The 11,517-nt window shown below is 40.1% G+C and carries 12 protein-coding genes and 1 tRNA gene; 7 read left to right on the top strand and 6 right to left on the bottom strand.

The window, feature by feature from the left end:
- The first annotated feature begins 20 nt into the window (after nucleotides 1-20).
- The 4 genes from M1D52_RS05090 (at nucleotide 21) to M1D52_RS05105 (ending at nucleotide 2,480) form a co-directional block, all read left to right on the top strand.
- Nucleotides 21-92: transfer RNA gene (locus tag M1D52_RS05090), tRNA-Glu, on the top strand.
- 236 nt (nucleotides 93-328) lie between these two features.
- On the top strand, nucleotides 329-1,204 hold the full coding sequence (locus M1D52_RS05095; protein ID WP_130857977.1) for a DUF808 domain-containing protein: 876 nt from the start codon (nucleotides 329-331) through the stop codon (nucleotides 1,202-1,204).
- A 160-nt stretch (nucleotides 1,205-1,364) separates the two neighbouring features.
- Nucleotides 1,365-1,670, top strand: coding sequence for a DoxX family protein (locus tag M1D52_RS05100; protein WP_437394444.1), 306 nt, complete (start codon nucleotides 1,365-1,367; stop codon nucleotides 1,668-1,670).
- A gap of 228 nt (nucleotides 1,671-1,898) precedes the next feature.
- Nucleotides 1,899-2,480, top strand: coding sequence for a helix-turn-helix domain-containing protein (locus M1D52_RS05105; RefSeq protein WP_437365452.1), 582 nt, complete (start codon nucleotides 1,899-1,901; stop codon nucleotides 2,478-2,480).
- Nucleotides 2,481-2,552: 72 nt separating this feature from the next.
- On the opposite strand, the gene M1D52_RS05110 is transcribed toward M1D52_RS05105, so the two are convergent.
- Nucleotides 2,553-2,909, bottom strand: a complete 357-nt coding sequence (locus tag M1D52_RS05110; RefSeq protein WP_013663530.1) for an SH3 domain-containing protein — start codon at nucleotides 2,907-2,909, stop codon at nucleotides 2,553-2,555.
- A gap of 48 nt (nucleotides 2,910-2,957) precedes the next feature.
- On the bottom strand, nucleotides 2,958-3,944 hold the full coding sequence (locus tag M1D52_RS05115; protein WP_130857980.1) for a GlxA family transcriptional regulator: 987 nt from the start codon (nucleotides 3,942-3,944) through the stop codon (nucleotides 2,958-2,960).
- A 379-nt stretch (nucleotides 3,945-4,323) separates the two neighbouring features.
- On the opposite strand from M1D52_RS05115, the gene M1D52_RS05120 reads away from it, so the two are divergent.
- Entirely contained in the window at nucleotides 4,324-4,926 is a 603-nt protein-coding gene (locus M1D52_RS05120) for a DinB family protein (protein WP_437394442.1), read from the top strand.
- Between the two features lie 66 nt (nucleotides 4,927-4,992).
- Here the strand turns inward: M1D52_RS05120 and M1D52_RS05125 are convergent, their stop codons facing one another.
- Nucleotides 4,993-6,426, bottom strand: a complete 1,434-nt coding sequence (locus M1D52_RS05125) for a Gfo/Idh/MocA family oxidoreductase (protein WP_437394441.1) — start codon at nucleotides 6,424-6,426, stop codon at nucleotides 4,993-4,995.
- A gap of 241 nt (nucleotides 6,427-6,667) precedes the next feature.
- On the bottom strand, nucleotides 6,668-7,129 hold the full coding sequence (locus M1D52_RS05130) for a DUF4268 domain-containing protein (protein ID WP_013663526.1): 462 nt from the start codon (nucleotides 7,127-7,129) through the stop codon (nucleotides 6,668-6,670).
- A gap of 211 nt (nucleotides 7,130-7,340) precedes the next feature.
- On the opposite strand from M1D52_RS05130, the gene M1D52_RS05135 reads away from it, so the two are divergent.
- A complete protein-coding gene (locus tag M1D52_RS05135; RefSeq protein ID WP_437394439.1) occupies nucleotides 7,341-8,522 on the top strand; it encodes a cytochrome c3 family protein in 1,182 nt (393 codons plus the stop codon).
- Between the two features lie 294 nt (nucleotides 8,523-8,816).
- Nucleotides 8,817-10,490 (top strand): right-handed parallel beta-helix repeat-containing protein, encoded by a 1,674-nt coding sequence (locus M1D52_RS05140; protein WP_013663524.1) that lies wholly within the window; start codon nucleotides 8,817-8,819, stop codon nucleotides 10,488-10,490.
- Here M1D52_RS05140 and M1D52_RS05145 read toward each other — a convergent pair.
- Nucleotides 10,464-10,886 carry a secondary thiamine-phosphate synthase enzyme YjbQ gene (locus M1D52_RS05145; protein WP_130857985.1) on the bottom strand — a complete coding sequence of 141 codons (423 nt, stop codon included), beginning with the start codon at nucleotides 10,884-10,886 and terminating at the stop codon, nucleotides 10,464-10,466. The genes M1D52_RS05140 and M1D52_RS05145 overlap by 27 nt on opposite strands.
- Before the next feature lie 54 nt (nucleotides 10,887-10,940).
- Nucleotides 10,941-11,471 (bottom strand): YfiT family bacillithiol transferase, encoded by a 531-nt coding sequence (locus M1D52_RS05150; protein WP_130857986.1) that lies wholly within the window; start codon nucleotides 11,469-11,471, stop codon nucleotides 10,941-10,943.
- Between the last annotated feature and the right edge of the window lie 46 nt (nucleotides 11,472-11,517).

The following is an 11,517-nucleotide window of genomic DNA, read 5'->3' on the forward strand; positions in this document are numbered from 1 at the left end:
GAAACGGAGAAAGCAATGATGGCCCGTTCGTCTAGGGGTTAGGACGCAAGATTTTCATTCTTGAAACAGGGGTTCGATTCCCCTACGGGCTACAAGGGAAAGATTCAAAACGAATCTTTCCCTTTTTTGTTGTTTCTTCTAATTGAAAGAATTAAAAGGTGTTTGTTTTTAAAGGTAATAGAGCGCCATATTTTCATTATGATGAATGGTTGTCCGAAAAGATCCTCGGCGTATGGGCGAGACGAGGCAAGTTATAGCTCGCGCCTAATATTGGTTAACCAAGAATTGAATTTAATTTATATTTTTATAGCTTTATAGACAAACACATATGGCATCAGGTTTTTTTGCGATTTTAGATGATATAGCTTCATTAATGGACGATGTTGCGGTAACCAGTAAAATAGCAACGCGTAAAACAGCCGGTATATTGGGCGACGATTTAGCGGTCAATGCCGAAAAAGCAACGGGCTTTCTTTCAACACGTGAATTACCGGTGCTGTGGGCTATTACGAAAGGTTCTTTGATCAACAAGCTCATTATTGTTCCAATTGCATTGACCTTAAATGTGTTTTTTCCCATTGCGATAAAAGTATTCCTGGTGTTGGGCGGCATTTATTTAGCATTTGAAGGTGCTGAAAAAATAGTTGAGTACTTTTTTCATCGAAAGAAACCAGGACATGAGGTAATTGAAGAACGTGAAGAAAAAAATGGAGATGTTGAAAAAGCAAAAATTAAATCCGCCATCACTACCGATTTCATTCTTTCAATAGAGATTGTAATTATAGCATTAGGTGCTGTTTTAGATAGAAGTCTAACCATCCAAATTTTAACCGTTTCGGTTGTAGCTCTTTTGGCAACCATAGGAGTTTATGGCATCGTTGCGCTCATTGTTAGGATGGATGACACGGGGTACAGGTTAATCAAGTATTCCAATGATAAGGGATTATGGTCGACGCTTGGGCACTTATTGGTTAAGTCGCTTCCCTTGGTTATCAAGTTCTTGAGTGTGATTGGTACAATCGCCCTTATATTGGTTTCAGGTGGTATCTTTGTTCACAATATTGAATATTTGCACCATATTTTGCCGAACATACCATCCATTCTCAAAGAATTTGTAATTGGGTTAGCAGTAGGCTTAATCGCAGTGGGAATTTTTACGGTCGCTAAAAGGATGTTTTCTTCCGGAACAGCCACCAATCACTGATCCTATACATAAAGCCAATTGGATTGAAGTGGATTCGTTGCATAGCATTTTTTTTTGAATTATATGGCATTTCTTGTTGATAATCAACTAAATATTTATATTTGTCTTGAGGTTGCGTAACAGCTATGCACCTGTTTTTTCACCTTTACCTTCTTAAATTATGATCTCAACAACTAAAACACAGCGTCTTTTCAGGGTGTTATTAGGATTGCTTTTGTTATTTACAGGTACCGGACACCTCACTTGGTTACATATTCCATTCCGTGCACAAGTACCTTCCTGGCTACCATTAGATCCTGGTTTAGTCGTCAATTTATCGGGCGCAGTGGAGATTTTGCTTGGTATTGCATTGCTGTTCTGGGTGTCAAAACAAGTGCCGATAGGATGGTTAACCGCTTTGTTTTTCCTGCTAATTTTTCCGGGGAACCTTCAGCAGTATTTAACCCATGCGGACGCTTTTGTTTAAACAGTGATTTTTTACGGTTATTACGTCTTTGCCTACATCCGCTGCTTATTATATGGCCTCTCTGGAGTACCGGTGCTTGGACTGCTCGGAAGCAACACAATACGGCTATACATAATCGGTGATCTGCTAAAAATATTTTAGTCTAAATAGTTTATTGTCATTTGTTATAGACAGGAAGCTCTGATATATTTGTAGTCATTACATCATCAAGTATAACAAGCTGTCTAAATGAAGGACGATATTTTAATACAAATAGGCAATCAAATCAAAGAACGACGTAAGAATAAAGGAATTACCGTTCAGGAACTAGCTGACAGAGCTTCGGTAAGTAAAGGACTGATATCGCAAATAGAAAATAACCGCGTCATCCCTTCCTTGATGGTGTTGATTGAAATCATCAAATCTTTGGATGTTGATTTGAACATTTTTTTTAAGGATATCGGTGTCAACAAAAACAATAAGACAATTCTGATAAAGAAAAAGGACGAGTATAGCCATTTTGAAAAAGAGGAAGCGATCGGGTTTCACTATCACCGCATTTTCACCAGAAATATTAAAAACTCAACGGTTGATATTGTTTTACTGGAACTAGAGCCCAATGCTTCAAGACCAATGGTAGAAACACTGGCTTTTGAATATAAGTATATCTTATCCGGCGAAATCGAATATAAATTCGAACAGGAAAGTATCCTTTTGAGTGCAGGAGATTCGCTATTATTCGACGGTAGGATTCCCCATACCCCCAAAAACATCGGATCTTATAAAGCGGTTATGCTGGTGGTTTATTTTTTCGAAGAAGATATGGCGTAACGAGGAGGAGGCTAGAAGGTAGGAACTCATTGTAAGGAAGAATGGCGGAGCATATGTTTTGACATTGTTGGGTTATTCACTTTGACCGATTATCTCATCAGGAATCCAGCCCTCTTCATGAGTTGTTATATTTTGCACCCAACTCCAACCATTTAAAGATCGTAGGATCATGATTTGCTCGTCCGCATTAATAGTTAGTTCTTTGGCAGAATAATTCTCCAACAGGCAACCACTTCTTTTATCTTCTGAAAAAGCAACGATCTGACGAGGTATCCACCCTTTATTACTATCATTCTCTGCCCAGATCCATCCTCTCCACTTTTCTTCAGTTTCCTCTTTTCCTAGTCGTACGATTTCTCCTTTTACCAGTGTAATCGGGTTTGAGTAGGGTGTTTTATAGGGTTTCAGCGTTTTATATTTCTTCTCCATTCTACTTAATCGCTGGTGACGCTATTGCTTCTAGCGAACGTTGGTTCGTTAAGAAAGAACAATAGATTCCTTGTTATATTTATTACGGTATTCAATCGGAGACAAACCGGTGATTTTTTTAAAGGTCGAACGGAAAGCTTTTGTGTCGGAATAACCAATTTCGTACATCAACTCACTTACCGTTTTTCTACTTGTTTCCAATTCTTTTTTTGCAGCTTCCATTTTTACCCGCTGTATATATTCTGTTACTGTATTGCTGGTTGCTTTCTTAAACCGTCTTTCCAAGCTTCTACGTCCGAGAGCAAGCATGTCTGCCAGTTGATCAACAGTTATTTTTTCCTGGAAATTTTTTTCGATAAACTCCTGGGCTTTAATAATCAGATCGTCTTCATGTTCCTTCTGCCCTTTAAACATAATGAAAGGTGATTGACTATATCGATCAATGTCGATCATAAACGTTTTGGCAATCAGTACAGCAATTTCTCTTCCAGCATGTTTCTCTACTAAATATAAGAGTAGGTTAGTATAAGAATAAGCGCCACCGCTTGTATAGATTCCACGATCTTCGGTCATAATTTTATCGTCAACGAGCCTTGCGTTCGGATATTGCTGTCTAAACTGGTTGGCAAATCGCCAATGTGTTGCGCATTGTTTGCCGTCTAATAGACCCGTTGCGGCCAAAAAGAAAGCGCCGACGCAAAAACTAGCTAATTCGGCACCTTGCATGTACTGTTTGACAACCCAGGGAATAAAGGCCGCATTAAGCTTGAGCGCATTTTCCAGATCACCCAGCATAGCGGGAATAATGATCAGGTCTGTTTTGCTTACCTCTCCTATAAGATGATCCGGTTTAATCGTATACACACCGTTTCGTTGGCTGGCATTCGGGTTAATCCCAACAAGTTTAATGTCGAAAAGAGGGGGTCTACCAACTCGAACAAAGCATTCGTTTACTTCTGAGAAAATCTGGTGCGTGCCTTCAATGTTAGTGATACTGGTGTGTCCTTCGGGAATCAGGATCGATATGTGTTTCATGACCTAAGATTGTTTGTTTTCTAATTGGTTTTTGCTTAATAACGCAAATATAAACGGTAATATTGTCGCAATCAACCACTTTGTGTTATTTTGTGCAATATGCTTATTCGTCTATTCCACACCCTGATTTTGTCGTTTTTCACCTCCGTTATTTAATGAATTCTGCATAACTTTGACTTATTAAAGTGTTATTTCGGCGGTCAAACGCGAGGTGGGAATTATTTATTCTGTTTTGATCTAAAGTAACGCTCAGATGCCAAATTAAAAACCATACAATATACTTATAAATCTGAGTCAACGCACAGGGGAGAAGAATAGAGAGCACCTATTTACCGATAGTAGGTAGGGAAGTTTAAACATCATAAAACAAATTACTCCAATGAAAAAATCAATTATTTTGATCGCCTTTTTACTGTTTGTCTTAGAGGCGGCAAAAGCAACGGATAACGCGAAAGATTCGTTGCTGGCTGTTTTTAAACAGTCGGAAACTCGCTTGTTTAATGACGTCGCCGGGTTAAGCGAACAACAAGTAAACTTCAAAGCAGATACCGCTAGCTGGTCTATAGGGCAATGCCTTGAACACATTACCAAAACAGAACATATGCTTTTAGGTATGGTGCAGGATTTGATGAAGCAGCCGGCCAATCCTGAAAAACGTACAGCATTAAAGGGCACGGATAGTGATGTGATTGGTATGATGCAGAATAGAACGCAGAAATTTAAAGCACCTGAACCTTTACAGCCCGACAAACAATCCTATCAATTGCCCAAAGTGTTGGACGATTTCAAGAAACAACGTGCAATTACATTAGACTTTATTAAGAATACGCCACTTGACGACTTACGAAATCACCTAACCATTACACCCGCCAAAGAATACGCCGATGCATACCGGATGCTTTTGTATATAGCGGGGCATAGTTTAAGACACACTGAACAGATAGAAGAAGTGAAGGGCGCAAGCACCTTTCCAAAAAAGTAATATATGAAGGGAGGGTGTCTTCTATGTTCGTATATGTAACAATTCTCAGACACCCTCTACATAAATTTACACTTTGTAATAATCCTCCCAGCCTTTTCTTGGCGGCGGCCCTACAAGTAGCTCGTTCGCGGTTTTGTTATTGGTTATCACCTTTTTGTCACGATCAAACAATAATTTCGTGTTTAGCTGTTGTGCTAATACACCTAAACAAAGTACTTGACTTAGTGGGCCCGCAATATGGAATGGCGAACGAGTTTGTTCTTCCCCTTTACAGGCCAGTAAAAAGTTCTTGAAATGGTTTGACGGGCTGATGGGGACTTCCGGTAATTTTGACGCCATTTCTTTCGCTTTTTCTTCCGGAATAATGGATAAGGTGCTCCCGTGCGAACCTCCCTTAAAGGTCAGTTCCTTACTATAGATAATTTTACCGGGATTAAGCTTGGCGGGTTCGATTTTTCCTGTACTTGGCGGTGGGATATTCGGATCCAATCCCGAAACACCGTATCCCTCCGGAATGGGAGGTAAATTGTTTACACCATCGTACCAAGTAATCTCTAGCGCAGGCATTTTCTTCCGCTTCGGAAATTTGAAAGATAGTGTTGATGCTTGCGGAAAAAAGAAATCATTATGGCCTTCGAGTTTAATGGCGTTTACTTCTTCAGGTAGCCCTAGGTTTAGAAACTGGTGCGCTGTATCCAGAATGTGTGCCCCCCAGTCCCCCAGCGCTCCAAGGCCAAAATCATACCAGCAACGCCACTGTCCATTTACATAATCATGATTGTAGTTGTGAAAAGGTCTAGTGGTAAGCCATTTATCCCAGTCTAGCGTTTCCGGAATAGGTTCGGCAGACGGCAGTGCACTGATATTCGTGTCCCAGCCATGCCAACGGCGCGGAGAATTCATATGCGCTGTGATTGCCGTTACATCTTTTATAATACCGGCTTCAACCCAAGCCTTAAACTGGAAATAGTTTGCTTCAGAATGGCCTTGGTTGCCCATTTGTGTTACTATTTTAGGGTATTTATCCGCAGCTTTCATCAGTAACTCGCATTCATTGAATGTTCTTGCCATTGGCTTTTCTACGTATACATGAATACCGCGAGCCATCGCCTCCATGCATATTGGGAAATGCGAAAAATCGGGTACGCCCACGGAAACCGCTTCAATTTGGCCTCCCATTTTATCGAACATTTCACGGAAGTCCTTGAAGCGCGGCACGTCCGGAAATTGTTGTAAGGTTTTTAGCGTATGGGGAGCGCCCATATCAACGTCGCATAGTGCAACTATGTTTGCTAAACCGGTGCTATAAAGTGCTTGAATGATCTCGCCACCCCGATTGCCTATGCCGCAACAGGCTAGATTTACCCTTTCGCTCGCCCTGGCGCGTTTTATTGGGGCGAAAGAATTGGCGTGTAAGATAGTAGGCGCAACGGCAGCGGCGGCAGATAACATCATTGCCTTCCTGAGAAATAACCTTCTTGAAACGTCTTTTGAATTCATGTTTTTTAATCGGTTAGACCTTCCTGTGCGTTTAATAACAAATACACATAAAAGGTTCTGTACTCTATTTTTATTGTATTAGTTTATCAGTAAGCTGATACCATTTAGTGTCAACCAGGTATCAATGCGAATTCGATTCGAAAGATAAGCTTTTGTGAGACAAATGTGAAAAGCTAAAATGTAACCTTTATGTTATGTGAATTTCGTAGACATACGGCTTAAAGGAGACATGCGAGGGATTTTATTTCAGTGCCTCAAAACTATCCTTAACCATATTCCAAAACTCGTCCAGCGCGATGATTCTCGGTTTAAAAAATGAAATCAAGGTTGGCCAATCTGCTTGGTTAAATACGCTCACAGGATCAATTTGGCAGTATATTCTGCTTATGATTTTTCCGTGCTCGTCTTCCGTATGCAATTTCCAGGACCAAGTTTCATTCAAGTATCCTTCCAGTATCTTTTTGAATTCCTTAAACTGCTCAAAGAACAGTTCCTGTATTCCCATATCCGGATGGTTGATTTCAATAGCGATATAAGCTTCTTTTTTGCCAGCATCCATTTTAAAATATAGATGCTTAAAACCCGTTTTGTAGTTGATCCAATTTATCTTCATTCCTTCCGACGAGGGTACGGAAGCCATGTATTGCCCAAAGGTGGTCCAAAAAGACTGTTTTAATTTAGAGGCTTCTTCTTTAGAATACAAAATGTCAAAATTAAACCTTTACTGTTGATTGCAAAAATACGTTTTCCATTGGTTATTAGGAACTAACTATCGGACTATTTGACAGCTTGCTTCTGTTTTTCCTTGCTATCACAAAAACCGGACTTGCAGTATATGCCATGAAATCCGTATCTTCCCAAGCGTTTCGAGCAAATGCAAAGCGATGAATCCATCGGAATAAAAACTAAACAACATGCTAACAGGCCAATTGAACCGCAAACAGCTTATTGCCATTCTCTTTTTGGGCGTGTCTCTATTAATTGCCATAGTGCAATGTACAGAGCAGGAATCGGGTGATGTACGTGGTAAACAATATGCCAATCGTACGAGCTGTGTGCAATGTCATAATGATATCGCTCAAAACTATCTTCATAATGCACATTTCAATACCAGTAAAGAATTACACACGCCCTCTGCTACAGATAGCATGGGACTAGAGGAGAACGTATACGTGTTTAACGAGAAGACCAAGGTAGGTGTTGAGAAGCGAGCAGACGGTTTATATCAAGTAGCTTACGTAAATGGAGAAAACGTGAAAGAAGAGCGAACAGCCATGGTCTTTGGTGCGGGCAAAAGCGCCTATACATTTGCATTTTGGTACGGGAATAGGTTGATGCAAATGCCCTTGAATTACCTCGTTCCCGAACATAAATGGGTTAACAGCCCGGGATTTCCCGCCGAGCAGATATATTTTGGTAGGGCTATTATTACGCGATGCTTGGAGTGTCATAGCTCCTTTGTGCAGTCTAAAATTATCGCTTCTGCGAACTTTCAACAGGAAGAAGAGTTTCTTAAAAATTCATTGATTGCGGGGATCGATTGTCAACGTTGCCATGGGCCGGCCGCAGAACATGTGCAATTCCACCAAGAACATCCCAACGAGAAGGAAGCTAAATATATGGTCAAATATCAAGAACTATCCCGTTCACAAAAAGTCGATATGTGTGGTGTTTGCCATTCGGGTACTAATTTGAAAATGTTGAACTCGACCTTTTTCTTTAAGCCCGGAGATACGATTAACAATTTACCGGAGTATACGAGTTATACCGGCGAAGATCCAGATGTTCATGGTAAACAAAAGCAATTGTTAATGGCCAGCAAATGTTATAAACTTAGCAATATGGATTGTGGTAGTTGCCATCAGACACACACTAACCTAAGCCCTGACCTGGCTGTCTATTCGCAGACTTGCTTGCAATGCCATCAAAAGATAAAGCATCCGTCATTGGATGAAAAGGCGTTACATCTTGCCAAAGATAACTGTATTGATTGCCACATGCCCGTCAAAGTCTCAAAAAGTATTGGTTTTCAAAGAAGTGCGAGCAAGGAAAAGATTCCATATAAACAACGAACGCATCGGATTGCGGTATATTGATGTTTTGGTCAATATTTTACTCACTTGTTGACCAGAATCCATTTTTTTATCTGCCTGCCTTAGACAATGAGGTTTTTAGAGCCGTTCGGGCTTGTGAATCCAAAACCGTGTAACGAAGTAGCCTCTGTGCTTAGGCATAAGGATAGCATGTATTAAAAAACCATTAGAAATGTAGTGCTAATGTCATTGTTTAATCTTTTTCGTATGAAATTAAAATAATAATTACATTACTCAGTTATAGAAAATAATAGTATATTGCGTTCACGATAAGATACTTACATAAAAAGCGAATTCATGAATAGATTATTAGCCGTAACGCTGTTTTTTTTATCAATGGTGTTAAACTTTCATACGGGTTTAGGTCAAGAAAAGAAAAAAACGAAAAGTGTACAGACAAAAAGAACAAAAATAGAAGATGATGATACAAGATTTATACAATCGTTAATAGATAAAGCGAAACCTGGAGATACCATAAAGTTGGCGAAGCGAATTTACCATGTACGTTCTTTGCAGCTGAAAAGTGGTGTTAGTGTCCACACCCTGGGCACTTTGAAACAGATCAAGCCAGATAGCGCAGAAAACTTTACCATGGGGAAACAGTATTCGGAGCATCCGCTCTTTTACGGTAATAAGGTAAAAGGCTTGTCCCTTCGCTTCAACGCATTTACTTATGGAGAGGCCGTTCGTTTGGATAATGCTGAGAACATAACGATTCAAGACGTGGTCGCTTTTGGCGATTCCACAAAACTTTATTCTTTTTCCGGTATTTATTTGTTTCGCAGTAAAAATATCAATATAGAAAATGCCGAATTGGCTTATTATGGAATGCCGAGAAAAAGTCCCAATTATTACCAACGGGGTACCGGCATTCGCCTTCAAACGTGTAGCGATGTAACCATCAATGAAAATCGTATTCATCACAATGGCGAGAATGGCGTCTTTCTGCACAGCTGTGCGAACATTACCCTTAATCGGAATAAGATCAGCCATAACGGAATGAGTGGTATTCAGGTAGCCTTTGGAAGCGTTGGACTTGAAAATACGTATCAAATTACAAACAATTTGATTTTTGCTAATGCAGCTGATGCAATCGATATTAATAATCCGGATATATCGAGGCAAATAAATTTAGCGGCCCTTATAGAAGGCAACACGAGTTATGATAATGGATGGGTAAAAGGTGAAAAGACACGGGACGGTTCTGGTATCGCTACATTGGTGGGGCTCAAAAATATCATGGTCCGAAATAATAAATCGAATCGGAGTAATCGGCCAGCTGTTTATCTTCGGGACTGTGATGCGGTTCAGGTGATTAACAACAATGCCGATAATTTTGCTGAAATCGTAGGAAGCCAAGGGCAAATCCATTTATATAAAAATACCTTTGCCGGCTTACGGTTATTGTCTGATTTGAAAGCTAAAAAATTGATGCTTGATTCCAATAATATTCGCTATTTAGCAATACCAAACGGAATTATGGTTGATAGTTTAGTCTTTTTAGCGAACGATCTAAAAGGTAATATCAATGTAAATATGAGTGGTCAACTCATATTTAAAGATAATGTTTTATCAAGTAGTTCTCCTAGAGGAGGTATTTCTTTATGGAAAGTTAATGGAGCCGTTTTATCCGGCAACGAAATATCTGCCAATAAAAGTGACGCTTTGTATGTGCATAATGAGGCCATGAATGTTGTTATTGAAGCGAATAAAATACGTTCCTCAACCGTGTGCATCAAAGACGCTGGTTCCCAGCAGTTGAAAATTATCAAAAATACTCTTGCTTCTGATACTTCCAATCGTTCGACATCGACCTTGATATCGACCAATCCGAAAGATTTAACCCTGAGTAACAATACCTATTACTTGGGTGAGAAAGAGGCAGAGCGGGCCGTGGAATTTGAGGGAGAAGGAACCGTTTTTATCGACGGAGAGACGCATAAACTATTCACCCCAGACGGTAATAATTAAGTTTCTCGGTGTTGCGTGGTCACGATGTTCGCATAAATAAATCCCTTGCCAGGTCCCTAGGGCCAACTCGCCCTGACGAATTGGTATTAAAATTGAACTGCCCAATATAGAGGCCTTTAAGTGCGCCGGCATGTCGTCCGGGCCTTCATAATCGTGCATATAATCCGGATCATTTTCCGGTACGGTTTTATTGAAAAAAGTTTCAAAATCACCTCTAACCGTTGGGTCAGCATTTTCATTGATAGTTAGCGAGGCCGACGTGTGCTGTATAAATACCTGGCACATTCCTGATCGAAATTCCCGAATGCCTGGAACTGCCTCTATAATCGATGGCGTAATAAGATGAAAACCACGCCTTTTACGAGGAATCTGTATTTCTTGTTGGAATATTTTCATGTTGAAACAATTTTTCTTTTAATCCATGAGCGTCTCTTGGCTACGGTGTGAACGCTACCAGCCTCTTCTGCTCTTAAGGGTTGTTATATGCGCTAAATGATGGTTGCAATGCCATGCATAAAGTCCGATGTTTTCGTCTAAGGCATATGTTCTGCCACTTTGGGGATGGATAAAAGTTCGCTTCAGATCGTCTGCCTTTAACGATTTTAATAATACCACCCATCGCTTATGTAATCCTTTTAATAAAAGCAGAGAAGGTTCGATTGCCAGACTTTTTGCGTCCGCTAATTCGGCCCAACGGTCTTCATAATAAGGCTTGATGACAGGCGTATCCTCCGTTAGGCTTAGTTTAAAGCGCACGAAGCTGTTTACATGGCTATCAGCGCAATGATGGACCACTTGTCTTATGGTCCATCCCCCTGGTCGATAAGGGGTGTCTAATTGCTCATTACTCAATTGCATTACTTCTGCGGCAAGCCGTTCCGGAAAAGTTTCAATGATGTCTATATAATCAGCTATCTGTTCTTTACTAATGATTTCAGGCCTTTGAAAAGTGCCGACGGGAAATTTTAATTGATCCTCCATTTTTTCTGCTGTTGTTTAACAAACTTAGGTAAAATGCGTGCTATTT

It is taken from the genome of Olivibacter sp. SA151 (genome assembly GCF_054130995.1).